The organism is Streptomyces spiramyceticus (assembly GCF_028807635.1).
Taxonomy (GTDB): Bacteria; Actinomycetota; Actinomycetes; order Streptomycetales; family Streptomycetaceae; genus Streptomyces; species Streptomyces spiramyceticus.
This window is the reverse complement of sequence record NZ_JARBAX010000001.1, coordinates 5,032,379-5,056,663: the sequence shown is the minus strand read 5'-3', so window position 1 is coordinate 5,056,663 and position 24,285 is coordinate 5,032,379. Positions and strand designations below refer to the sequence as shown.

Annotated in this window: 22 protein-coding genes; 9 read left to right on the top strand and 13 right to left on the bottom strand. The window is 69.6% G+C overall.

The features are described 5' to 3' along the window. Nucleotides 1-259: 259 nt before the first annotated feature. On the bottom strand, nucleotides 260-1,885 hold the full coding sequence (locus PXH83_RS23355; RefSeq protein ID WP_274562515.1) for a PucR family transcriptional regulator: 1,626 nt from the start codon (nucleotides 1,883-1,885) through the stop codon (nucleotides 260-262). A 92-nt stretch (nucleotides 1,886-1,977) separates the two neighbouring features. Next, complete coding sequence (locus PXH83_RS23350; RefSeq protein ID WP_274562513.1) at nucleotides 1,978-4,068, bottom strand: type IV secretory system conjugative DNA transfer family protein; 2,091 nt, start codon at nucleotides 4,066-4,068, stop codon at nucleotides 1,978-1,980. Nucleotides 4,069-4,340: 272 nt separating this feature from the next. Here PXH83_RS23350 and gabT point away from each other — a divergent pair, with 272 nt between their 5' ends. Together gabT and PXH83_RS23340 are read left to right on the top strand one after the other, a co-directional pair. Further along, nucleotides 4,341-5,675 carry a 4-aminobutyrate--2-oxoglutarate transaminase gene (gene gabT, locus PXH83_RS23345; protein ID WP_274562511.1) on the top strand — a complete coding sequence of 445 codons (1,335 nt, stop codon included), beginning with the start codon at nucleotides 4,341-4,343 and terminating at the stop codon, nucleotides 5,673-5,675. Nucleotides 5,676-6,013: 338 nt separating this feature from the next. Continuing rightward, on the top strand, nucleotides 6,014-6,616 hold the full coding sequence (locus PXH83_RS23340) for a phosphatase PAP2 family protein (protein ID WP_338054729.1): 603 nt from the start codon (nucleotides 6,014-6,016) through the stop codon (nucleotides 6,614-6,616). On the opposite strand, the gene PXH83_RS23335 is transcribed toward PXH83_RS23340, so the two are convergent. The 8 genes from PXH83_RS23335 to PXH83_RS23300 form a co-directional block, all read right to left on the bottom strand. Then, a complete protein-coding gene (locus tag PXH83_RS23335; RefSeq protein WP_274562507.1) occupies nucleotides 6,543-7,001 on the bottom strand; it encodes a hypothetical protein in 459 nt (152 codons plus the stop codon). The two genes, PXH83_RS23340 and PXH83_RS23335, sit on opposite strands and share 74 nt — an antisense overlap. 118 nt (nucleotides 7,002-7,119) lie before the next feature. Further along, nucleotides 7,120-8,535, bottom strand: a complete 1,416-nt coding sequence (locus PXH83_RS23330; protein WP_274562506.1) for an NAD(P)/FAD-dependent oxidoreductase — start codon at nucleotides 8,533-8,535, stop codon at nucleotides 7,120-7,122. A 21-nt stretch (nucleotides 8,536-8,556) separates the two neighbouring features. Continuing rightward, a complete protein-coding gene (locus tag PXH83_RS23325; protein WP_274562505.1) occupies nucleotides 8,557-9,354 on the bottom strand; it encodes an ABC transporter permease in 798 nt (265 codons plus the stop codon). Beyond that, nucleotides 9,354-10,283 (bottom strand): ABC transporter permease, encoded by a 930-nt coding sequence (locus PXH83_RS23320; protein WP_274562504.1) that lies wholly within the window; start codon nucleotides 10,281-10,283, stop codon nucleotides 9,354-9,356. The genes PXH83_RS23325 and PXH83_RS23320 overlap by 1 nt, the downstream gene beginning before the upstream one ends. Next, nucleotides 10,280-11,428, bottom strand: a complete 1,149-nt coding sequence (locus tag PXH83_RS23315) for an ABC transporter ATP-binding protein (protein WP_274562503.1) — start codon at nucleotides 11,426-11,428, stop codon at nucleotides 10,280-10,282. The genes PXH83_RS23320 and PXH83_RS23315 overlap by 4 nt, the downstream gene beginning before the upstream one ends. Nucleotides 11,429-11,558: 130 nt before the next feature. Beyond that, nucleotides 11,559-12,806 carry a polyamine ABC transporter substrate-binding protein gene (locus PXH83_RS23310; protein WP_274562502.1) on the bottom strand — a complete coding sequence of 416 codons (1,248 nt, stop codon included), beginning with the start codon at nucleotides 12,804-12,806 and terminating at the stop codon, nucleotides 11,559-11,561. A gap of 48 nt (nucleotides 12,807-12,854) precedes the next feature. Further along, nucleotides 12,855-14,369: a gamma-aminobutyraldehyde dehydrogenase gene (locus PXH83_RS23305; RefSeq protein ID WP_274562501.1), complete on the bottom strand. Its 1,515-nt coding sequence runs from the start codon at nucleotides 14,367-14,369 to the stop codon at nucleotides 12,855-12,857. Nucleotides 14,370-14,797: 428 nt separating this feature from the next. Next, nucleotides 14,798-15,499 carry a DUF4190 domain-containing protein gene (locus PXH83_RS23300; protein ID WP_274562500.1) on the bottom strand — a complete coding sequence of 234 codons (702 nt, stop codon included), beginning with the start codon at nucleotides 15,497-15,499 and terminating at the stop codon, nucleotides 14,798-14,800. Between the two features lie 109 nt (nucleotides 15,500-15,608). Here PXH83_RS23300 and PXH83_RS23295 point away from each other — a divergent pair, with 109 nt between their 5' ends. From PXH83_RS23295 to PXH83_RS23280, 4 genes are all read left to right on the top strand, one after another. Beyond that, nucleotides 15,609-16,640, top strand: coding sequence for an adenosine deaminase (locus PXH83_RS23295; RefSeq protein WP_274562499.1), 1,032 nt, complete (start codon nucleotides 15,609-15,611; stop codon nucleotides 16,638-16,640). 17 nt (nucleotides 16,641-16,657) lie between these two features. Next, nucleotides 16,658-17,368 carry a glycerophosphodiester phosphodiesterase gene (locus PXH83_RS23290; RefSeq protein WP_274562498.1) on the top strand — a complete coding sequence of 237 codons (711 nt, stop codon included), beginning with the start codon at nucleotides 16,658-16,660 and terminating at the stop codon, nucleotides 17,366-17,368. 76 nt (nucleotides 17,369-17,444) lie between these two features. Then, nucleotides 17,445-18,335, top strand: a complete 891-nt coding sequence (locus PXH83_RS23285; protein ID WP_274562496.1) for an RNA polymerase sigma-70 factor — start codon at nucleotides 17,445-17,447, stop codon at nucleotides 18,333-18,335. Between the two features lie 54 nt (nucleotides 18,336-18,389). Then, entirely contained in the window at nucleotides 18,390-19,499 is a 1,110-nt protein-coding gene (locus tag PXH83_RS23280) for an NAD(P)/FAD-dependent oxidoreductase (protein WP_274562494.1), read from the top strand. A 1-nt stretch (nucleotide 19,500) separates the two neighbouring features. Here the strand turns inward: PXH83_RS23280 and PXH83_RS23275 are convergent, their stop codons facing one another. Continuing rightward, entirely contained in the window at nucleotides 19,501-20,034 is a 534-nt protein-coding gene (locus tag PXH83_RS23275; protein WP_274562492.1) for a hypothetical protein, read from the bottom strand. Nucleotides 20,035-20,066: 32 nt separating this feature from the next. Continuing rightward, nucleotides 20,067-20,627, bottom strand: coding sequence for an HXXEE domain-containing protein (locus PXH83_RS23270; protein ID WP_274562491.1), 561 nt, complete (start codon nucleotides 20,625-20,627; stop codon nucleotides 20,067-20,069). Between PXH83_RS23270 and PXH83_RS23265 the strand changes: the two genes are divergently transcribed. Then, nucleotides 20,626-20,772 carry a hypothetical protein gene (locus PXH83_RS23265; protein ID WP_274562490.1) on the top strand — a complete coding sequence of 49 codons (147 nt, stop codon included), beginning with the start codon at nucleotides 20,626-20,628 and terminating at the stop codon, nucleotides 20,770-20,772. The genes PXH83_RS23270 and PXH83_RS23265 overlap by 2 nt on opposite strands. On the opposite strand, the gene PXH83_RS23260 is transcribed toward PXH83_RS23265, so the two are convergent. Then, a complete protein-coding gene (locus PXH83_RS23260; protein ID WP_274562489.1) occupies nucleotides 20,773-22,212 on the bottom strand; it encodes a gamma-aminobutyraldehyde dehydrogenase in 1,440 nt (479 codons plus the stop codon). Nucleotides 22,213-22,373: 161 nt separating this feature from the next. Here PXH83_RS23260 and PXH83_RS23255 point away from each other — a divergent pair, with 161 nt between their 5' ends. Beyond that, a complete protein-coding gene (locus PXH83_RS23255; protein ID WP_214927833.1) occupies nucleotides 22,374-22,880 on the top strand; it encodes an Lrp/AsnC family transcriptional regulator in 507 nt (168 codons plus the stop codon). Beyond that, nucleotides 22,865-24,244, top strand: coding sequence for an aspartate aminotransferase family protein (locus PXH83_RS23250; RefSeq protein WP_274562488.1), 1,380 nt, complete (start codon nucleotides 22,865-22,867; stop codon nucleotides 24,242-24,244). The genes PXH83_RS23255 and PXH83_RS23250 overlap by 16 nt, the downstream gene beginning before the upstream one ends. Nucleotides 24,245-24,285: the final 41 nt, after the last annotated feature.

The following is a 24,285-nucleotide window of genomic DNA, read 5'->3' as shown; positions in this document are numbered from 1 at the left end:
GTGGAGTGTCTGCGAGCGCGGGGGTGCCGGTTTGGAGGAGGCGGGGGTTTCGCTGTGCGGCGCGGTGGGGTGGCTGGGCCGGTTGCAGTGCGGGGGCGGGGGGTGCGGTGCGGGGGCGGGGGGTGCGGGAGCGGGGGCGGGGGGTGCGGGAGCGGGGGGCGGTGCGGGGGCCTGCGGCGCTTTCCCCACCCCGCCCCTTCCCGACCCCGCTCCTCAAACGCCGGAGGGGCTAGAAGTATGAACCCCCCACCCACCCCCATCAGCTCGTGCCCGACCCCGTCCCCGTCGCCTTCAGCGCCAGCCACAGCTCCATCCTCACGTCCGCGTCGTCGAGCGAGCGGCCCAGGATTTCCTCCACCCTCCGCATCCGGTAGCGCAGCGTGTGGCGGTGGACGCCCAGGTCTGCCGCCGCTGCGTCCCACTGGCCGTGGCGGGAGAGCCACGCGCGCAGCGATGCGACCAGGTCGCCCCGGCCCGTCGCGTCGTGCTCGTGGAGTGCCCTCAGCATCCCGTCCGCGAACGAGCGCACCGCGTCGTCGGCCAGCAGCTGCATGACAGAGCCTGCGGCCAGTTCTTCGTGCTCGACCAGCGCGCGGCCGCGCCGACGGGCGACGGAGAGGGCCTGTTCCGCCTGCTTGTACGCCGAGACCGCCGCGATCGGGCCCGCCGGAGCGGAAAGGCCGACCACCATGTCGTCCTCGTCGGCCGGCTCGTGCGGCCGCGCCGACGCACCGCGCCGGGCCTCCGTATGGGCGAGGCAGGCTTGCACAGCGTCGCCTCCGTCCGCCGCGAGCACCACGAGGCGGTCGCCGTCCGGCACGACCAGCACCGGCTCCCCCGCTCGCAGCGCCGCTGACTCCATCGCGTCGGCGAGGGCCTGGAGCGGGTCGGCGTCCGCGGGGGCGCCCTCCGCCTCGGGGACGGTGGGTTCAGCGATGAGGAGGCGGAAGGGGGCGTCCAGCAGCGCACCGTACAGATCGCCGGCGACGGCGCGCGCGTGGTCGGGTTCGCCCGCCAGCAGCATCCGCAGCACCGCCGCGCCCAGCCGCTGCTCCGCCGCCTGCAGCGAGCGCGACCGTTCCGTCGTCAGCGTCAGGAGCGCGATCGCGGAGTGCACGGCGTACCGCTCGGCGGTGCCCAACGGGGCGCCCGTACCGACGGCCAGTACGCCCCGTACGCGCCGCCCCGCGCCCAGCGACTGCAGCTCGACGCGGTCGTCCGCCTCGGCGTCGGTGTCGGCCCCGCCGCCGCCCACGACGGAGCTCGCGGGCGCGGGCCGCTCCCGCAGCCGTTCGACGTCGGCGGTGATCCGGGCGGCGCGGCGCGCGGCCCAGTCGGGCGCGGCGGCGACTACGGCGCCGGATACGTCGTACAGCGCCGCCCACCCGTTCACGTGGGACGCGAGGCGGGCCAGCAGCTCCTTCGGCCCGTCCCCCGACAGCGCCGCCTTCGTCAGCTCGCGCTGCGCCTCGAAACCGGCGGTGACGGCCCGGTACTGGTCGGCGGCGTTCGCGGCGGAGACGGCCTTGCTGATGGCGAGGAAGGGCGTACGCCGCGGCACTTCGAGGAGCGGCAGGTTCTCCTCCTGCGCGGCGTCGACGAGCGCCTGCGGGATTTCGTCGTAGTTGACGCCGACCGCGAAGCCGAGCCCCACGACACCGGCCCCGGCCAGCCGCCGCACGTACCGGCGCATCGCCTCCGGATCCTCGGCCTCCAGCTTCATGGCGGTGACGAGGAGCAGCTCGCCGCCCTCCATGTACGGCACGGGGTCGGCGAGCTCACTGGCGTGGGCCCAGCGCACCGGCGTCTCCAGCCGGTCCTCCCCGGCGCGCACGGTGAGCTTGAGCGCCGAGTGGTGGACGAGCGAGGCGAGAGTAGGCGGCATGGGACCGTAAGACCTTAGGACGGAGGTTTTTGCCGTCCCGTATGAACGACTGCCACCAATTCTGCCAGGACGTACGGGTCCTGCGCGCCCTGTCAGCTCCGAAGGTCGACGAGCAGCGGTGGAGCGTGCTCCCCGCGCACTGTGGTCAGCGAGAGGACGGCGTGCCCGGCGGGCACGGAGTGCGCCAGGTCGGAGGCGGACCACCGCTCGCGCTCGACCTTCCGTACGGTCACGGCGTCCGTCGTGACGGCCTTGCCCGTGACGATCCGCCGGAAGACATGAAATGCCCGCGTCAGCGGCTGGTCGGCGAAGACGGTCCGGCTCGTCACATCCCGCGTCTCGACCCACTCCGTGCCCCACGCCTCGGCGAACCGCTTGCCGTCCCACGTCGTCACCCCCGAGAACGCCATCCGGCACCCGACAGCGCCGAGCAGCGCGGAGTGCAGGTTCTCCGGTACGTCGTCGAGCGAACGCAGCGTGAGCACCGCGCCCGCGTTGGCGGACCGGAGCCGCTGGATTCCGCGCACGGTCTCCGTGGTGATCGCACGCGTGGCGTCGTCCAGGACGAGGCACGCGAACAGCGACCGGTCGCCGCGGTGCGCGGCGCTCGCCGTGAACTGGGCGAGGACGAGACGCGCGAGCATTCGGGACGCCTCGGCGTGACCGCGTTCGGGCAGGTCGATGCGGACGCGCAGTGGGTGTTCGAGGGAGCGCAGCGAGAAGGGCCGCGCCTTGCCACTCGTGTCGAAGAACGAAGCGAAAGCGGGCCGATCGAGCAGCGCGACACGGTCGGCCAGAGCGATGCCGGGGTCGCCCGCCGTCCCGGACTGCCGGGCACGCGCGTCGAGTTCGCGCTGGAGGGCGTACTGCGATCCGTCGTCGAGCGCCTCGCGCAGCGCGGCGAGCGCGGTCGGTACGCCGTCGAGGAGCTCGCGCAGTTCGGGTACGGAGGGGAAGCGCCCGTAGGCGGCACGGTACGGGCCGAGCAGCTGCGCCAGGGCCGTGGCGGCGCGGCGGCTGTCGACGTCGGGGAGGTCGCCGACGAAGCCCTCCGCGAGGACGGCGGCGGCCTCGTCGGGGTCGGTGGTGCCGCCGTACAGGTCGAGGTCGTAGACGGACGCGGGGTCGCCGAGCTTGACGACGACGTCGTACGCCTCGTCGGGGCCGAGCTGCGAGCCGACCGCCCCGACGGCGATGACGGCGGCCTGGCCCGCGAGCGCCTGGAGGGCGAGCGACTCGACGACGGGTCGTACGAGGTGGGTCGTCTTGCCCGTGCCGGGCGGGCCGACGGCGAGCAGCGAGGTGCCGATGAGGTGCGGGTCGAGGGCGAGGCCGGTGCCTCGGCGGGCGTACGGGTTGCGCTCGCCGGGGTGCACTGTGCCGAGCCTTACCTGGCGTCCGTACAGGTCGTGCGAGGCGGCACGCACGGGCAGGTCGCGCGCACCGGAAGGGTGGGTGCACGCGGCGGCGCCGTTGCGCAGGACGGTGTCGGTGAAGGCGGCGAGCCGGGAGGGGTCGGCCTGGACGGACTGCCAGGCGCGGCGGATACGGGCGTAGTCGACGTCGTTCATGCGCCCGGAGCGCACCTCTTGCGCGAGGCGAGCGGCGGCCTCGGACTGTCCGGCATTGAGCAGCTCGGGCCACTCCGTGGGGTCGGGGGCGGAGCGGGGGGCGGTCACGGGAGCGGCGGGGCGGGGCTTCGGGAGGAGGTAGCGGCGTACGACCTCGGCCCAGCGACCCATGCGGCCGAAGGCGACGGCGAGGAGCAGGGCGAACAGTGCGTAGTAGAGGTACGTCACCCAGACGTACGCCATGTTGCCGCCGTCCTCGCGCCAGGATTCGGGCGTGAACCAGAAGAGTGGCCAGAGCCAGAAGCTGATGTAGCCGTTCCAGCAGAGCGACCAGATGAGGAGGGCGGTGAGGAGGGAGATCAGGGCGCCGCTGACGAGCTGGCGCCCGGGGATGCGCTCGGGCTCCTCTGCCGGGCGCGGCACATGCCCGTACGCCCAGATGCCGGGGCCGGCGTCGGGTCGCGGGGTGCGCAGCCAGTCGGCGAGGGAGGGGCCGGTGGTGGGGGCGTGGGCGGGGGCGGGGGGTACGGAGGGGGGCGCGGCTGGGGGCACGGCGGGGGGTGCGGCCGGTCGGGGTACCCGGCGTGCGTCGTGTGTGCCCTCGGTGTCCATGCTGCCCCTCGTCCCCTGACCAGCTCAGTGCGGTGTGCGCTGCGCTTGCGCGCGAGGGCTCAATCTAGTGCGTAGGGCTGCGCAGTTCACCGATGCGCGTGCTGCGGCGCTGTTCCCCCAGGGCGCCCGCACCCGCACCGCACCGCAGCCGCTATATCCGTCGCGGACAACGACGCGCCCGCAATTCTCCCGAACGGAACATGCCCTGCATGCCCGCCCACCCCTAGCCTGCGAAAGTAAAGATGCGTCCGTAATACCCCCAGGAGCCCCTCATGACCGCAATCCCGCAGGAGCGCCGCGTCGTCACCGCGATTCCCGGCCCGAAGTCGGCAGAGCTTCAGGCCCGGCGTACCGCCACGGTCGCCGGTGGCGTGGGCTCCGTGCTGCCCGTGTTCACCGCGCGCGCGGACGGCGGCATCATCGAGGACGTCGACGGCAACCGCCTCATCGACTTCGGCTCCGGCATCGCCGTGACCTCCGTGGGCGCCTCCGCCGAGGCCGTCGTGCGCCGGGCCTCCGCCCAGCTGCAGAACTTCACGCACACCTGCTTCATGGTCACGCCGTACGAGGGCTACGTCGAGGTGTGCGAGGCGCTCGCCGAGCTGACCCCGGGCGACCACGCCAAGAAGTCCGCGCTGTTCAACTCCGGCGCCGAGGCCGTCGAGAACGCCGTCAAGATCGCCCGTGCGTACACCAAGCGCCAGGCCGTCGTCGTGTTCGACCACGGCTACCACGGCCGTACGAACCTCACGATGGCGCTGACCTCCAAGAACATGCCGTACAAGAACGGCTTCGGCCCGTTCGCCCCCGAGGTCTACCGCGTCCCCGTCGCGTACGGCTACCGCTGGCCGACCGGCGCCGAGAACTGCGGCCCCGAGGCCGCCGCGCAGGCCATCGACCAGATCACCAAGCAGGTCGGTGCCGACAATGTCGCCGCGATCATCATCGAGCCGGTACTGGGCGAGGGCGGCTTCATCGAGCCGGCCAAGGGCTTCCTGCCGGCGATCGTGAAGTTCGCCAACGACAACGGCATCGTCTTCGTCGCCGACGAGATCCAGTCCGGCTTCTGCCGCACCGGCCAGTGGTTCGCCTGTGAGGACGAGGGCATCGTGCCCGACCTGATCACGACCGCCAAGGGCATCGCGGGCGGCCTGCCGCTCGCCGCCGTGACCGGCCGCGCCGAGATCATGGACGCCCCGCACGGCGGCGGCCTGGGCGGCACCTACGGCGGAAACCCGGTGGCCTGCGCCGGTGCGCTCGGCTCCATCGAGACGATGAAGGAGCTCGACCTCAACGCCAAGGCCAAGCGCATCGATGAGGTCATGAAGGGCCGCCTCGCCACGATGGCCGAGAAGTTCGACATCATCGGCGACATCCGTGGCCGCGGCGCGATGATCGCGATCGAGCTGGTGACGGACCGCGACACCAAGGAGCCGAACGCGGCCGCCGCCGGCGCGCTCGCCAAGGCGTGCCACGCCGAGGGCCTGCTGGTCCTGACCTGCGGTACGTACGGCAACGTCCTGCGCTTCCTGCCGCCGATCGTCATCGGCGAGGACCTGCTGAACGAGGGCCTGGACATCATCGAGGCGGCCTTCGCCGGCGTGTGACCTGTGAAGAAGGTGTGGGGGGCCAATGGCGGGATGGAGATCCGCCTGTCGGTCCCCCACCCCCTGCCGTACGGTTTCTGCAGATGAGAGAAACACCCCGCTCGCAGGGGACTGCGGGCGGTTCCAGGTCGAGGCACCCCCTGCCCCGCCCTGGCCGTGCCCTCGCGCACACCACTGGAGCCACTGGCTCCGGAACTCCTCACGGATCGGATCGCCGCCCGCCCCAAACCCCCCGGGGCGCGCGGCAGCCCGGTCCCGCCGGCTGCCTCGGAACTACCCCCCCTGTTCCCGGGCAGCCGGCTTTCCTCTTTCTGAGGTCTTTGAGGTTTCTCGGGTCGGTGACCACGGCGCTCGCCCTGTTCGCGCTGATCACCTGGCAGGTCGCGGCCCTCGGCCCCCTGCGCCGCGCGGACAAGCGCCTCGACCGTGCCGTCGTCGGCCGCGGCCCGGCCTCCCTCACCGAGTTCCTCGCCGACCTCGGCAATCTCGCGGTCGCGCTGCCGGTCCTGGCCACGGCCGTCGCGTACGCGCTCTGGCGGGGCAGTCTCCTCCGCGCATCCGCCGCCGTCCTCGCCATCGCGGCAGTGCCCGCCCTTGTCGCCCCGCTCAAGTCCTTGATCGCCCGCCCGGGCCCGCTCACGGCCGAAACCGGCTACTACCCGTCCGGACACGCGGCGACAGCGGCCGTCGCCTACTGCGGCGCGGCCCTGCTCGTCTCCGCGTACGTACGCCCCGGCCGCCGATGGTGGCCGTCGTCTCTCGCCGTCGTCCTCACGTTCGCGGCCGGCGTCGGCCTCGTCCTGCGCGGCTATCACTGGCCGCTGGACGTGTTCGGCAGCTGGTGCCTGTGCCTCCCGCTGCTTCTGCTCATTCATCGCCTTCCCGCGCGGAATTCGCGGCGGCCTCGTGCATCGAGAGCTCCAGCAGCGAAGGATCGGTGAGCGTGCCGGCCGCGTCCGGCAGGACCAGCCAGCGGACGCCGCCGGCCGCCCTGCCCGGATAGGGCACGACGATCCAGGTGCCACGGCCCGCACCCCGTACGCCTGTGCCGATCCAGCGGGCGGCCGTGCCCGGCGGCACGAAGAAGCCCAGGCGGGCGTCGCCGAAGTCGGCGAGCACGGGGCCGGGACGGTCCACGAGACGCGTCAGGATGTCGAGGGTCGGGTAGCCGAGCTCTCCCGGCAGGATCAGGACGTCCCAGCGCCTGCCGGCGGGAAGGAGGGCGATTCCGAGCGGGTTCCGCTCCCATTCCCACCGGCAGGCATCGGGATCAGGTGCCACCGATACGAGCCATTCGACCGCGGTCTTTGCCTCCGAGCCACTCATAGCCCGGCCTCCGTTTCGTGGGTGCAGTGGCAGTGCGTTCACGAAGGAGAGAGGCCCGGGACCGGATCATTACGCGGGTTTGGCCACCTGTGGTTGTGCGCCGGGCGCACTCGGCCTGTCAGCTGTCGAATCCCAGGCCCAGCTTGTCCATGGTCTTCAGCCACACGTTGCTGCGCCCGCCGTTGGCGTCGTAACGGGCCAGCGACCACTTGGTGATGCCGATGCCCGCCCAGGCGAACGGCTCCGGCGGGAACGGCAGCGGCTTGCTGCGCACCATCTCCAGCTCGGTCCGCTCGGTGCGCTCACCCGCGAGCAGGTCGAGCATGACGTCGGCGCCGAAGCGGGTGGAGCCGACGCCGAGCCCCGTGTACCCGGCGGCGTACGCCACCTTCCCCGCGTGCGCCGTGCCGAAGAAGGCGGAGAAGCGCGAGCACGTGTCGATCGCGCCGCCCCACGCATGGCTGAAGCGCACGCCCTCCAGCTGCGGGAAGCAGTGGAAGAAGTGGCCGGCGAGCTTGAGGTACGTCTCCGGGCGGTGGTCCAGTTCGGCGTTCAGCTTGCCGCCGAAGGGATAGATGGCGTCGTAACCGCCCCACAGGATGCGGTTGTCGGCGCTGAGGCGGAAGTAGTGGAACTGGTTGGCGCTGTCGCCCAGTCCCTGCCGGTTCTTCCAGCCGATGGAGGCGAGCTGCTCGTCGGTGAGCGGCTCGGTCATCAGCGCGTAGTCGTAGACCGGGACGGTGTACGGGCGGACGCGCTTGACCAGCGACGGGAAGATGTTGGTGCCGAGCGCGACGCGGCGGGCGAAGACCCGGCCGTACGGGGTGCGTACGGCCATGCCCGCCCCGGCCGGGGCCAGGTCGAGGCCCCGGGTGTGCTCGTAGATCCGTACGCCCAGACCGAGGCACGCCTGCTTGAGTCCCCAGGCCAGCTTCGCCGGGTGCAGCATGGCGACGCCGCGCCGGTCCCACAGTCCGCCGAGGAAGGTCGGGGAGTCGACTTCGGCGCGTACCGCGTCCCGGTCGAGGAGTTCGAGGCCGGTGAAGCCGAGCTTGTGCGCCTCGTCGTACATCTCGTGGAGTTCGGCGAGCTGGTGCGGCTCGGTGGCGACGTCGATCTCACCGGTGCGCTCGAAGTCGCAGTCGATGCCGTACGCCGCCACGGCCGCCTCGATCGCGTCCAGGTTCCGCTCGCCGAGCTCCTCCAGTTGTGCGAGCTCGCCCGGCCAGCGGGAGATTCCGTTGCCCAGCCCGTGGGTGAGGGAGGCGGCGCAGAATCCGCCGTTGCGGCCCGAGGCGGCCCAGCCCACCTCGTGCCCCTCTATCAGTACGACATCCCGCTGGGGATCGCGCTCCTTCGCGAGGAGCGCGGTCCACAGCCCGCTGTAACCGCCGCCGATGACGAGCAGATCGCAGCGCTCGTCGCCGGTGAGGGCGGGCTGTGGTGCGGGCTTGTCCGGGCCGTCCAGCCAGAACGAGACGGGCTGTGCGTCGGAAAGGGATTGTGCAGCAGTACGCATGGCAACTGGGGCCATGGTTTCCAACTCCTTCAGGGCTTACTGCGGTTGTGCGTTGTTCTTCCGCCGGCTCGACAGGAACTGGCCGGCGAGAACCATCACTACGGCGATGACGAACATGGCCGTACCGATGACGTTGATCTGTACGGGTGTGCCGCGCTGCGCCGATCCCCAGACGAACATGGGGAACGTCACGGTCGAGCCCGAATTGAAATTGGTGATGATGAAATCGTCGAAGGAGAGCGCAAAGGCGAGCAGCGCTCCCGCGGCGATTCCGGGTGCGGCGATCGGCAGGGTCACCCGTACAAAGGTCTGCACGGGACCGGCGTAAAGATCACGCGCGGCCTCTTCGAGACGCGGGTCCATCGACATCACGCGCGCCTTGACCGCCACCACGACAAAGCTCAGGCAGAACATGATGTGCGCGATGAGGACGGTCCAGAAGCCCAGCTCAGCACCCATGTTGAGGAAGAGTGTCAGCAGCGAGGCGGCCATGACGACCTCGGGCATGGCCATCGGCAGGAAGATCAGCGAGTTGATCGCGCCGCGCGCCCGGAAACGGTAGCGGACCAGAGCAAAGGCGATCAACGTGCCGAGCACGGTGGCCCCGACCGTCGCCCAGGCGGCAATCTGGAACGAGAGGGAGAGCGAATCGCACAGGTCTGCGACGCCGCACGGGTCCTTCCACGCGTCCAGGGAGAATTGCTGCCAGGCGTAATTGAAGCGCCCCTGCGGCTTGTTGAATGAGAACACCATGACGACGATGTTCGGCAGGATCATGTAAGCGAGCGTCAGGAGCCCCGCGATGACGAGAAGATTACGTCGTATCCAACGCATCAGACCAGATCCTCCGTCCCGGACTTGCGGATGTACACGGTGACCATGGCAAGCACGATCGCCATCAGGATGAAGGAAAGCGCGGCCGCCGTCGGATAGTCGAGCACCCGAAGGAATTGCGACTGAATGACGCTGCCGACCATTTTCGTGTCGGTCGAGCCGAGCAGTTCCGCGTTGATGTAGTCACCGCTCGCGGGGATGAAGGTGAGCAGCGTGCCCGAGACGACACCCGGCATGGAGAGCGGGAAGGTCACCTTGCGGAAGGTGGTGGCCGGGGTGGCGTACAGGTCGCCGGCCGCCTCGTGCAGCCTGCCGTCGATGCGCTCGAGCGAGGTGTAGAGCGGCAGGATCATGAAGGGCAAGAAGTTGTACGTCAGGCCGCAGACCACGGCCAGCGGCGTGGCCAGCACGCGGCTGCCGTCGGTCCAGCCGAGCCAGCTGGTGACGTCCAGGACGTGCAGAGTGTTCAGCACATCCACCACCGGACCGCTGTCCGCGAGGATCGTCTTCCACGCGAGAGTACGGATCAGGAAGCTGGTGAAGAACGGCGCAATGACCAGGACCAGGAGGAAATTGCGCCAGCGGCCCGCCTTGAAGGCGATCATGTACGCGAGCGGATAGCCGAGCAGCAGACACAGCAAGGTGGCGGTGCCGGCGTACAGCAGCGACCGTACGAACTGCGGGTAGTACTCCTGCAGCGCTTCCCAGTACGTCTGGAAGTGCCAGGTGACCTGGAAGCCCGTCTCCAGGGAGCCGGTCTGCACGGAGGTCGACGCCTGGTATGCCAGCGGCAGCGCGAAGAAGACGATCAGCCACAGGATGCCCGGCAGCAGCAGCCAGTACGGTACAAGCCGCCTGCGGGTCGAAGCTTTGCGGACCGGCGGCTGGGCCGGCGAAGGCGCCAAAGGTGGCGCGTCGGTGACGGTCACGCGCCCTCCTCCACCGTCTCCACGCCCGCATCGATGTCCTGATCCGCGTCCAGACCGAAGGTGTGCGCCGGGTTCCAGTGCATGACGACCTCGGCGCCAGGGGCCAGGCGTGAGTCGCGTTCTATGTTCTGGACGTACACCTCGAAGTCCGGGCAGGCCGGGCTGTTGGAGATGAACTGCGTCGAGACGCCGATGAAGCTGGAGGCGACGATCCGGCCGCTGATCTTGTTGCGCCCGTCGGCGATGCTGCCGGCGTCGTCGGCGTGGGCGATCGAGACCTTCTCCGGGCGTACGCCGACGAGCAGCTTGCCGCCGCTGTGGGTCTGCGCCGAACACCGCTCGTCGGGCAGCCGCAGCTTGGAGCCGCCGCAGGTGACCACGATGGTGTCGCCCGAGGTCTCGACGACCTCGGCCTCGATGAGGTTGGACGTACCGAGGAAGTTGGCGACGAAGGTCGTCTTCGGGTTCTCGTACAGATCGGCGGGGGCGCCGAGCTGCTCGACACGGCCGCCGTTCATCACCGCGACCTGGTCGGCCATGGTCATGGCCTCCTCCTGGTCGTGGGTGACGTGCACGAAGGTGATGCCGACCTCCGTCTGGATGCGCTTGAGCTCCAGCTGCATCTGGCGGCGCAGCTTGAGGTCGAGGGCGCCCAGCGGCTCGTCGAGGAGCAGGACCTGGGGGTGGTTGATGAGCGCGCGGGCGACGGCCACGCGCTGCTGCTGGCCGCCGGAGAGCTGGTGCGGCTTGCGGTGGGCGAACGCGCCGAGCTCGACGAGGTCGAGCATGTCGTCGACCTGCTTCTTCACCGACTTGATGCCGCGACGGCGCAGGCCGAATGCGATGTTCTCGGAGACGTCGAGGTGCGGGAAGAGCGCGTAGCTCTGGAAGACGGTGTTGACGGGGCGTTTGTACGGCTGGAGGTCGGTGACGTCCTTGTCGCCGAGCGAGACCGTGCCCGTCGTCGGGTCCTCCAGACCCGCGATCATCCGCAGGGTGGTGGTCTTGCCGCAGCCCGACGCGCCGAGCAGGGCGAAGAACGAGCCCTGTGGAATGGTCAGGTCGAGGGGATGTACGGCCGTGAAGGAGCCGTAGGTCTTGCTGATCCCCGAGAGGCGGACGTCGCCGCCGCTGGTCTGTGTCATGGATGGTTCCCGGCGTTGAGGGGGCTGAGGAGGTCCAGGGAGAAGGCGGATCCGGTCGGGTCGGGGCCGCTCTCCCAGCGCTTCTGCTGGAGAGCGGCGCCCGGCCCTCGAAGGCCCCGCCGCGCGGGCGCTACGCGCCGATGAGCTTGGCGAACTTCTCTTCGTACGCCGTCTCTTCCTTGCTGCTGAGTGCGCGGAAGGCGCGGGACTTTGCGGCCATGGCCTTGTCCGGGAGGATCAGCGTGTTCGTGGCCAGTTCGGGGTCGATCTTCTTGAGTTCGTCGCGTACACCCTCGACCGGGCAGACGTAGTTGATGTACGCGGCCAGCTGCGCGGCGACCGGGAGCTCGTAGTAGTAATCGATGAGCTTCTCGGCATTGCTCTTGTGCCGCGCCTTGGCCGGGACCAGCAGGTTGTCGCTGGAGGTGATGTAACCGGCCGATGGGATCGCGAACTTGATGTCTGGGTTGTCGGCCTGCAGCTGGATGACGTCACCGGCCCAGGCGAGACAGGCGGCGAGGTCGCCCGAGTCGAGGTCCGAGATGTAGTCGTTGCCGGTGAAGCGGCGGATCTGCTTCTTGTCGACGCCCTTCTGGAGGCGGCCGAGCGCGGCGTCGTACTCGGCGTCGGTGAACTTCCCCGGGTCCTTGCCCATGTCGAGCAGGGTCATGCCGATCGAGTCGCGCATCTCGGTGAGGAAGCCGACCCGGCCCTTGAGCTTGGGGTCGTCCAGCATCTGGGTGACGGAGTCGACCTTGCGGCCGCCGGTCGCCTTGGAGTTGTAGGCGATGACCGTCGAGATGCCGGTCCAGGGGTAGGAGTGGGCCCGGCCCGGATCCCAGTCGGGGCTGCGGAACTGGGCGGAGAGATTGGCGGACGCGTGCGGCAGGTTCGCAGGGTCGAGCTTTTGCGCCCAGCCCAGCCGGATCATCCGGGCGGCCAGCCAGTCGGTCACGCAGATGAGGTCGCGTCCGGTGTCCTGGCCGGCCGCGAGCTGCGGCTTGATCTTTCCGAAGAATTCGACGTTGTCGTTGATGTCCTCGGTGTACTTGACCTTGATCCCGGTGCGCTTGGTGAACGCCTCCAGGGTCGGACGGCTCTTCTCGTCCTCACTGACGTCCATGTACTCGGTCCAGTTGGAGAAGGTCATGTGCTTCTCGGTGGCCGAAACGTCGTCGGAAGCCGGTCCCTCGTCCTCCCGCTTGGCGGGCGGGATACCGCAGCCGTTCAGCGCGCCGAGGCCGCCGATGGCGAGCGCGCCGACGCCTGAGGCTCGCAGCATTGAACGGCGGGTGAGCGCACCCCTGCCGTTCGCCATGCTGCGTCGCATGGCGGCTATTTGGGCCGCGGAGAGGCTGTCGGTGTTGTACTGCTCCATGCGAAAGTGCCCTTCGGGTGGGTACGGCCGTGGTCGGTCGGCCTCTGCTTATCGGTCCCCGAAAATCGTGCGGTGCCAGTCCTTGCGGGCGACCGCCGTGTTGTCGTACATCACATGCTTGACCTGCGTGTACTCCTCGAAGGAGTACGCCGACATGTCCTTGCCGAAGCCGCTGGCCTTGTAACCTCCGTGCGGCATCTCGCTGATGATCGGGATGTGGTCGTTGACCCACACACAGCCCGCCTTGATGTCGCGGGTGGCGCGGTTCGCCCGGAACACGTCGCGGGTCCAGGCGGAGGCGGCGAGCCCGTACGGGGTGTCGTTGGCGAGCTCGATGCCTTCGTCGTCGGTGTCGAAGGGCAGCACGACGAGGACCGGCCCGAAGATCTCGGCCTGGACGATCTCGCTGTCCTGGGGGGCGTCGGCGACGAGGGTGGGCCGGTAGTACGCGCCCTTGGCGAGGTCTCCCCCGGGCGCTTCGCCGCCGGTCACGACGCGGGCGTACGAACGGGCCCGCTCGACGAAGCCGGCGACCCGGTCGCGCTGGGCGTGGCTGATCAGCGGCCCGAGGTCGGTGGACGGATCGAACGGGTCACCGAGCCGGACGCTCTCCATCAGCTCGGCGACGCCCGCGACGAAGGCGTCGTAGAGCGGCCGCTGGACGTAGGCGCGGGTGGCGGCGGTGCAGTCCTGACCGGTGTTGATCAGCGAGCCGGCGACCGCGCCGTGCACGGCGGCCTCCAGGTCGGCGTCGTCGAAGACCACGAAGGGGGCCTTGCCGCCGAGTTCGAGGTGGAGGCGCTTGACGGTGGAGGTGGCGATCTCGGCGACGCGCTTGCCGACGGCGGTCGACCCGGTGAAGGAGGTCATGACAACGTCCGGATGCCCGACAAGGTGCTCGCCCACGTCCTTGCCGGCTCCGGTGACGACATTGACGACGCCGTCCGGGATGCCGGCGTCCTTGGCCGCCTGGGCGAACATGATCGAGGTCAGCGGCGTGATTTCGGCGGGCTTCAGGACGATGGTGTTGCCTGCGGCGATCGCGGGCAGCACCTTCCAGGCGGCCATCTGGAGGGGGTAGTTCCAGGGCGCGATGGAGCCGACGACACCGATCGGCTCGCGCCGTACGTAGGAGGTGTGGTCGCCGGAGTACTCGCCGGCCGACTTGCCCTCCAAGTGCCGGGCCGCGCCCGCGAAGAAGGCGGTGTTGTCGACGCTGCCGGGCACGTCGAACTCGGTGGTCAGCTTGATCGGCTTGCCGCACTGGAGCGACTCGGCGTACGCGAAGTCCTCGGCCTGCTCGGCCAGTACGGCGGCGAAGCGGTGCATCGCCTCGGAGCGCTCGCCGGGCGTGGTGGCGGCCCATCCGGGGAACGCCGCGCTCGCGGCGGCGACCGCCGCGTCGACATCGGCGGTGCCGGCCAGCTCGTACTCGTAGACCTTCTCGCCGGTCGCGGGGTTCACGACGGCGTGCGTACGGCCCGAGGTGCCGGCCCGCAGCTGTCCGCCGATGAACTGCGCACCGTCCGCGAATCGGTCCTGCACCTGAAGGCGGTTGACCATGGCGCTCTCCGTTGTCCCAGCTCGAATTGAGTGCCGATCCTGACAGAGGGATCCATCGCCAACAAGTGATTCCGTTGTTGCCTTTTGGTTACGCGACGGAATCGGTCGACCATGTGTCGCGTTGGCCGGTGGATGACGGTACGGAGTGTCCGTGGCGTGGGCGGGGGCGACGTGATGGCGATGCGAGTGCGGGTGCGGGGGTGCGGGTGCGTGTGCGCGGGCTGCCTGCGGCGCTGTTCCCCTACCCGCCCCTTCCCGAAGCTGGGGGCAAGCCCCCAGACCCCCGGACGGGCGGAATCTTTCAGCCCCTCCGGCGTTTGAGGAGCGTGGTCTGGGGCAGCGCCCCAGTTCGGGAAGGGGCGGGGTGGGGAAGTAAAGGGCCCCCGACACGCCGTGGCGCCGGGGGCCGGGGGTCGTGAACGCCCGCGCTAGCGCACGTCGTCGACCACCAGCGAAGAATTCGCGTACGGGTCGTACTCGTCCGCCTCGCGATCCCTCTGGTTCTGCCCCTCGACAATCGCCCAGACGATGAACCCGATGAACACCGCACTGAGCACGAAGCCCACAATGCCCAGGATGATTCCGGCCACCGCCATGCCGTTGTTCGTCGCCTCGCCCCGCTGCACGCGCTTGCGGCCCAGAATGCCGAAGATCAGCGCGAGGATGCCGAGGATGATCCCCAGCCCGTACGCGCAGAAGAATGTGACGGCGATGATGCCGAGCACCATCGCGGTGATCCCGAAGCCGTTCGCCGGGCCCTGCTGACCGGCCCAGCCGGTCTGGCCCGCGTAACCGGGGTATCCGGGATAACCCCCGGCGTTGTACGGCGCGGGGGTCTGCGGCGTGGCGTACGCCGGGTAGCCGTAGGCGCCCGGGGCGGCCGGCGCGGGGCCCGCCGGTGAGACCGGGGGCGGCGGCACCGCGCCCGTACCCGTACCCGCACCCGGCCCCGGCTCTGGCCCTGGTCCCGAGACCGGCATCGAGGTAACCGTCTGCTGATCGTGAACCGGAGATCCCCCGCCCGCCGGCTTGTCCAGCGGTACCTTCTGCGCCGGCTGCTCCGGCGGGGCCCAGGGGTCCCGCGACCGCTCGGGCGGCGGTCCCGAGGGGTGCTGCGCGTTGTCTGACATGTGTCTCCCCCATCGTGGTTCCGCCATGCTACGGCCTGCGTTCCGGCCGGTACCGCCCGCCTACGATGATCCCTGAACCACCCAGCCAGCCCGTACTCCGGAGGATCCGATGACCGATCTGCACCCCTTCATCGCGGGGCTGCCCAAGGCCGAACTGCATGTGCACCACGTCGGATCCGCCTCCCCCCGCATCGTCGCCGAACTGGCCGCCCGCCACCCCGACTCGAAGGTCCCCACCGACCCCGAGGCGCTTGCGGACTACTTCACGTTCACCGACTTCGCGCACTTCGTCGAGGTCTATCTCTCCGTCGTGGACCTGATCCGCACCCCGGAGGACGTCCGGCTGCTGACCTTCGAGGTCGCCCGCGACATGGCCCGGCAGAACATCCGGTACGCCGAGCTGACCGTCACGCCGTTCAGCTCCACCCGCCGCGGCATCGACGAGAAGGCCTTCATGGAGGCGATCGAGGACGCCCGCAAGGCAGCGGAGGCGGAGCTGGGCACCGTACTGCGCTGGTGCTTCGACATTCCGGGCGAGGCCGGTCTCGAAGCGGCGGAGGAGACAGCGAGGCTGGCCGTGGACCTGCGCCCGGAGGGGCTGGTCTCGTTCGGTCTCGGCGGTCCGGAGATCGGCGTACCGCGTCCGCAGTTCAAGCCGTACTTCGACCGCGCGATCGCGGCGGGCCTGCACTCCGTGCCGCACGCGGGTGAGACGACCGGCCCGGAGACCGTCTGGGACGCGCTGAACGATCTGCGCGCCGAACGCATCGGCCACGGCACCAGCGCCGTCAAGGACCCCGCGCTGCTGGCCCACCTCGCCGAACACCGCATCGCGCTGGAGGTGTGCCCCACGTCCAACATCGCGACCCGCGCGGTCGCCACGCTGGACGAGCACCCGATCAAGGAGATGGTGGACGCCGGAGTCCTGGTCACCATCAACAGCGACGACCCGCCGATGTTCGGAACCGACCTCAACAGTGAGTACGGGGTGGCGGCCCGCCTGCTCGGCCTGGACGAGCAGGGCGTCGCGGCGCTCGCCAAGAACGCCGTCGAGGCGTCCTTCCTCGACCCGGCGGGCAAGGCACGCATCACGGCCGAGATCGATGCATACGCGACAGATTGGCTCACCCGCAAGCCGTGACCGGCGACAATGGGCGCATGCGTCGCACCGTGACTGTCGTCGCCCATCGCGGAGATCCGTACCGCGCCCGCGAGAACACCCTGGCCTCGATCCGCTCGGCGGCCGAACGGGGCGCGGACGCGGTCGAGATCGACGTCCGGCTCACCCGCGACGGTGTCCCCGTGCTGCTGCACGACTCCACCCTGAAGCGGCTGTGGGGCCTCGACCGGCCGCTCGCGCACACCACCTGGGACGAGCTGCACGAGCTGTCCGGCGGCGGGGTGCCGACCCTCGTCGAAGCGCTCCTCGCGGCGGACTCGCACCGCCTGATGATCGACCTGCCGGGGGCCACGCCGTCTTCGGTACGGACGGTGGTCGGCACCGTCCACGAGTGCGGTGCGGCGGAGCGGACGTACTACTGCGCGGGATCGGACACCATGCTCGCCGTACGGGCGGCCGATCCGGGCGCGGAAATCGCCATGACGTGGACGACGTCGGCCCCGCCGCGGCCCACTCTGATCGACGCGGTGAAGCCGCGCTGGATCAACTACCGCTTCGGTCTTGTCGATGCGGACCTCTGCGCGCGGGTGCACAGGGACGGGCTGCTGGTCTCGGCGTGGACCGCCGACACGAGGGTCACCATGCGGCGGCTGATCGGGCACGGCGTCGATTCGATCACCACCAACCGCGTCGACGCGCTGCACGCCATCCTGTCGCAGGGGGGCACAGCATGGACGCAGCACAGCTGACGGGTTGAACATCGTCCTCGCCGCCTTATCGAACCAGAGCAACTGACCCGACCGACCCGAGTGGCATCCTGCGGACATGACGACCACGGAAGCCGCCGCCTCAGAGTTCGAATCGCACCGCTCCCGGCTGTTCTCGCTCGCGTACCGGATGCTCGGTTCGGCGAGCGAGGCCGAGGACGTCGTACAGGACACGTATCTGCGCTGGAGCAAGGCCGACCGCTCCGCCGTCCGTACGCCCGCGGCTTGGCTGACCAAGGTCATGACGAACCTCTGCATCAACCAGCTCACCTCCGCCCGTGCCCAGCGCGAGCTGTACGTCGGGCCCTGGCTCCCGGAGCCGGTGTTCACCTCCCGCAATGAGCTCGGCCCGCTGGAGACCGCCGAGCAGCGCGAATCGGTGTCGTTCGCGCTGCTCACGCTCATGGAGCGGCTCACTCCGGGCGAGCGCGCGGTATTCGTACTGCGCGAGGCGTTCGGGCACAGCCACCGGGAGATCGCCGAGGTCCTCGACATCGAGGAAGCCAACTCGCGGCAGCTGCACCGCCGGGCCCGGGAACAGCTCGGCCGCCCGCGAAGGCACTTCGAGGTCGACGACGCACAGCGCAAGAAGGTCGTCGAGCGCTTCTTCGCCGCCACCCTCGAAGGCGACGTGGCCGGCTTGGAGCAGCTGCTCGCCGACGACGTGGTCGCCTGGTCCGACGGGGGCGGCCAGGTGTCCGCTGCACGCCGGCCGATCATTGGACGCGAGAAGGTAGTCCGCTACCTGATGGGGCTGGGGGCGCGGCCCGAGGCGGCGCAGGTGAGGGCCGAGTACGCCGAGGCGAACGGCGAGCCCGCGGTCGCCGTCTTCGCAGGCCGGACGCTGCTCGGCGTCATCGTGCCGGAGGTCGGCGACGGCCGGGTCAGCGCGGTCCGTACGGTCATCAACCCGGGGAAGCTCGCTTACGCCGCCACCCAGCTCGCGTGATCCACTTCACACTCGGAGCTGTCACAGGTCGGCCCACCGACCGGTTCAGGAGGCATGACGCATCACATCGTGGTCCTTGGAGCCGGGTACGCCGGACTGGCCGCCGCAAAGGGCGCGGCCCGCAAGCTGCGCCGCAGCGACGTACGCATCACGCTGGTCAACGCCGCAGGCCATTTCGTCGAGCGGGTACGCCTGCACCAGCTCGCCGCCGGCCAGCGGCTGAAGGAGCTGCCGCTGGACAAGCTCCTCGCCGGTACAGGCATCGAGCTGGTCGTCGCCCGGGTGACGGCCGTCGACGCCGCCGCCCGTACGGTCCGGGTCGACTCCGCTCCGTACGCCATCGGATACGACACCCTCGTCTACGCCCTCGGCAGCGCGGCTGACACCGTCCCCGTTCCGGGCGCCGCCGCGCACGCCTCGGCGGTGGCCACCTACGACGACGCGGCCCGCCTGCGCGAACGTACGGCGGGCGCGGGCGGCCAGGGCTCGCTCGTCGTAACCGGTGCAGGCCTGACCGGCATCGAGGCTGCCACCGAGCTGGCCGAGGCGTACCCGGGGCTCAAGGTGCAGCTGGTCACCGGCGGCGAGCTCGGCGCCGGGCTGTCGGAGCGCGGTCGGCGCTATCTCCGCGCCGCCCTGGCCCGGCACGGCGTCGCGGTGCGCGAGCACACCCGCGTTGCCGAAGTGGCCGCCCATGGCCTGGTCCTCGCCGACGGCGGCGAGATCCCGGCCGACGCGGTCGTGTGGGCGGCCGGATTCCGCGTACCGGACCTGGCCCGCGAGGCCGGTTTCGCGGTCGACGCACGGGGCCTGATCACGGTCGACGCGACGCTGCGCTCGACCTCCCACCCGGAGGTCTTCGCGGCGGGCGACGCGGCGGCGGCCTACGGACCGGGTGGCGCCGCATCCCGCATGTCCTGCCAGACGGGGCTGCCGATGGGCGCGTACGTCGCGGGCAGCGTCGCCGCCACGCTCACCGGCCGTACGCCCAAGCCACTGCGCCTGCGCTACGTCTGGCAGAACATCAGCCTCGGCCGACGCGACGGCCTCACCCAGTTCACCCGCGCCGACGATGCACCACGCAGTGGCATCCTCACCGGCCGGGCCTCGGCCCGTTTCAAGGAGGCCGTCACGAGGGGCACGGTGCTGGCCCTGCGCCGCTGACTCAGGCTGCTGCGGGGACCGCGAGCTTGACCGGCGCGGTCAGCGCCTCCAGTTGCTTGATTCTGCGGCGTACGACGTACAGCGGGATGACGCCGAAGACCCCGAAGGACATGTCGATGACCGACCACCAGAAGGGAATGCCGCGAATCGGCCCGCAGATCAACGCGAGGGGGATGATCCCGGCGCAGGCGATCATCCCGAACTCGACGACCCAGATGTTGCGTACGGGATCGCGGTACGGGCCGTAGAAGGCGACGGCGATGACGAGGTGCGCGAAGGCCAGCCAGTCCGTCCCGTACAGGACGAAGGGGTACTTGGCGTCGGTGGCGTCGAGGCCCACCCGTACCCGCTCGATCCACTCCATCAGCGCGGGGAAATGCTCTGGCACCGGAGAGGCCGAGGACTTCAGCAGGCTTTCCAGCCAGTGCAGTTCGGTGACGAGCGGAAAAGCGGTCAGCCCGCTCAGTACCAGACAGACGATGAAGAAGACCAACCACACGCGTATGCGCCGCAGAACGGCGTTCGCCTCGTTCATATCCGCAGCGTACGCCCGCATTTACCTGCCCTTTACGTCGCCCCCGGCGCCACCGGCCTCCGCCTCCCGAGCACTCGCCGCGCGACCACATGAGAGAGCGCCGTAGCCGCTCCGGCGAGGGCCAACCCCTGCACAGCGTCCCGCGCCCGCGTCGGCCGCAGCACACCGGACCGGCGCAGTCGGCCGCGCGCCCAGAGCGAGAAGGGCACCACGACCAGCGGCGAGGTGGCGACACCGGGGGTGTAGCCGCGTACGGCGGCGGCCTGGGCCATGTGGACCAGACCGTGCAGCCCGAAGCCGTAGAGCGTCGACTGGTAGAAGCCGGAGCGCCCGCCGGAGCGGTGTCCGGCGACGGCGGCCGAGGCGACGATTGCGCCCATCACGCCGACGGCGACGGCGAATTCGCGCTCGTCCGCGGACTCCATGGCCTGCCATATCCGCTCGGGGACCTGCGGGAACCGCTTGCGCAGCCGGCGTACGTTCTCGCGCATCCACCCCGGCAGCGTCGCCAGTTCCTCGATGTCGTGAAGGGCCCAGGCGGCGAACAGGCCGTACGTCACAGCGGCATTGAGCCGATCGCGGTCATCATCCATGATCGCGAGTCTGCTGGAGCCGCACGACGGAATCCACGCTTTCGCGAAATCCTCCCCGCGCCGCACAGCGGAAGCGGGCAATGGACAGTTCGTCCATTGCCCGCTCCTGCTCCTGTGGAACAGCGTCCTGATCAGCCGGTTCTGATCAGCCCTCGATCGAGGTCATCACGTGCTTGATGCGCGTGTAGTCCTCGAAGCCGTACGCCGACAGGTCCTTGCCGTAACCGGACTTCTTGAAGCCACCGTGCGGCATCTCCGCGACCAGCGGGATGTGGGTGTTGATCCACACGCAGCCGAAGTCGAGCTTCTTGGACATGCGCATCGCCCGCGCGTGGTCCTTGGTCCACACCGACGACGCCAGCGCGTACTCGACGCCGTTGGCCCACTCGGTGGCCTGCGCCTCGTCCGTGAAGGACTGGACGGTGATGACGGGGCCGAAGACCTCGTTCTGGATGATCTCGTCGTCCTGCTTGAGGCCGGAGACGACGGTGGGGGCGTAGAAGTAGCCCTTGTCGCCGACCCGCTGGCCGCCGGACTCGACCTTGGCGTGGGCGGGCAGGCGCTCGATGAAGCCGCTGACCTGCTTGAGCTGGTTGGCGTTGTTGAGCGGGCCGTACAGCACGTCCTCGTCGTCCGGCTGCCCGGTCTTCGTGTCCGCGGCGGCCTTCGCCAGCGCGGTGACGAACTCGTCGTGGATCGACTCCTGTACGAGCACGCGCGTCGCGGCCGTACAGTCCTGGCCGGCGTTGAAGAAGCCCGCGACCGAGATGTCCTCGACGGCCTTGGCGATGTCCGTGTCCTCGAAGACGACGACCGGCGCCTTGCCGCCCAGCTCCAGGTGGACGCGCTTGACGTCCTTGGCTGCGGACTCTGCGACCTGCATGCCGGCCCGTACGGAACCGGTGATGGAGGCCATCGCCGGGGTCGGGTGCTCGACCATCGCGCGGCCGGTCTCACGGTCGCCGCAGACGACGTTGAAAACGCCCTTGGGGACGATCGAGCCGATGATCTCGGCCATGAGGACGGTCGAGGCGGGCGTCGTGTCCGACGGCTTGAGGACGACCGTGTTGCCCGCGGCGAGCGCCGGGGCGAACTTCCATACGGCCATCATCATCGGGTAGTTCCACGGCGCGACCTGTGCGCAGACGCCGACCGGCTCGCGCCGGATGATGGAGGTCAGACCCTCCATGTACTCGCCGGCCGAGCGGCCTTCGAGCAGTCGTGCCGCGCCCGCGAAGAAGCGGATCTGGTCCACCATCGGCGGGACTTCCTCGGTGCGGGTGAGCCCGAGCGGCTTGCCGGTGTTCTCGGACTCGGCCGCGATCAGGTCCTCGGCGCGCTCCTCGAACGCGTCCGCGATCTTGAGCAGCGCCTTCTGGCGCTCGGCGGGCGTGGTGTCGCGCCAGGCCGGGAAGGCCCTGGCGGCGGCGGCCATGGCGGCGTCGACGTCCTCCTGGCCGGACAGCGGCGAGGTGGCGTACACCTCGCCCGTGGCCGGGTTGACCACCTCGATGGTCCGCCCGTCGGCGGCTTCGCGGAACTCTCCGTCGATGTAGTTGCGCAGGCGACGCAGTTCGGTGGTCACTGCCACCCTCCCTCTCAGACGTCCGATGGGTGAGACTCCCACCCTAGTCGCTCAGGTATCGCTTTCGACATACCTACCCGCCGTGAACTTCGGATTCAGTGAGATCTTGACCCTCGAACAACGAATTTCATCGGTTTGGGGTTGCAAGACGGACGAGACCCGTGCACAGTGAAGACGTGGCCAGTAGAAGCGCAGATTCCAGAACCGGGAACGGATCGTCACCAACGGTCGACGCCGTCTCTCTGGCGATCATCGAGCAGCTCCAGGAGGACGGACGCCGTCCTTACGCCGCCATCGGCAAGGCCGTGGGCCTCTCCGAGGCGGCGGTGCGCCAGCGCGTACAGAAGCTGCTCGACCAGGGCGTGATGCAGATCGTCGCCGTCACCGACCCGCTCACCGTGGGCTTCCGGCGGCAGGCCATGGTCGGCATCAATGTCGAGGGCGACCTCGACCCCGTCGCCGAAGCGCTGACGGCCATGGCCGAATGCGAGTACGTGGTGATGACCGCGGGCTCCTTCGACCTCATGGTGGAGATCGTCTGTGAGGACGACGACCACCTTCTCGAAGTGATCAACAAGAGGATCCGCACGCTCCCCGGTGTGCGGTCCACCGAAAGCTTCGTCTACCTCAAGCTGAAGAAGCAGACCTATATGTGGGGAACCCGATAGTCGTGAGCCAGGACCTCTCCAAGACCGCGTACGACCACCTGTGGATGCATTTCACCCGCATGTCGTCCTACGAGAACGCACCCGTGCCCACCATCGTGCGTGGTGAGGGCACCTACATCTACGACGACAAGGGCAAGCGCTACCTCGACGGCCTCTCCGGCCTGTTCGTCGTCAACGCCGGCCACGGCCGTCACGAGCTTGCCGAAACGGCGTACAAGCAGGCGCAGGAGCTGGCCTTCTTCCCGGTGTGGTCGTACGCCCACCCGAAGGCCGTGGAGCTGGCCGAGCGCCTCGCGAACTACGCGCCGGGCGACCTCAACAAGGTCTTCTTCACCACCGGTGGCGGCGAGGCCGTCGAGACCGCGTGGAAGCTGGCGAAGCAGTACTTCAAGCTCACCGGCGAGCCGACCAAGTACAAGGTCATCTCCCGCGCGGTCGCCTACCACGGCACCCCGCAGGGCGCCCTGTCGATCACCGGCCTGCCGGCCCTGAAGGCGCCCTTCGAGCCGCTCGTCCCGGGTGCGCACAAGGTTCCGAACACCAACATCTACCGCGCCCCGATCTTCGGTGACGACCCGGAGGCCTACGGCCGCTGGTGCGCCGACCAGATCGAGCAGGAGATCCTGTTCGAGGGCCCGGAGACGGTCGCCGCCGTCTTCCTTGAGCCGGTGCAGAACGCCGGTGGCTGCTTCCCGCCGCCGCCCGGGTACTTCCAGCGGGTCCGCGAGATCTGCGACCAGTACAACGTGCTGCTCGTCTCCGACGAGACGATCTGCGCCTTCGGCCGCCTCGGCACGATGTTCGCGTGCGACAAGTTCGATTACGTACCGGACATGATCACCTGCGCCAAGGGCATGACCTCGGGCTACTCCCCGATCGGCGCGTGCATCATCTCGGACCGCCTGGCGGAGCCGTTCTACAAGGGTGACAACACCTTCCTGCACGGCTACACCTTCGGTGGCCACCCGGTCTCCGCGGCCGTCGGTATCGCCAACCTCGACCTGTTCGAGCGTGAGGGCCTCAACCAGCACGTCCTCGACACCGAGGGCGCGTTCCTCAGCACGCTGCAGAAGCTGCACGACCTGCCGATCGTCGGCGACGTACGCGGCAACGGCTTCTTCTACGGCATCGAGCTCGTGAAGGACAAGGTCACCAAGGAGTCCTTCACGGACGAGGAGACGGAGCGCGTGCTCTACGGCTTCCTCTCCAAGGCGCTGTACGACAACGGTCTGTACTGCCGCGCCGACGACCGTGGCGACCCGGTCGTCCAGCTCGCGCCGCCGCTGATCTCCAACCAGGAGACCTTCGACGAGATCGAGGGCATCCTGCGTCAGGTGCTGACGGAGGCCTGGACCAAGCTCTGATCGTATGACCCAGTCGCGGCCCGGATGCGCCCGTTCGAGTG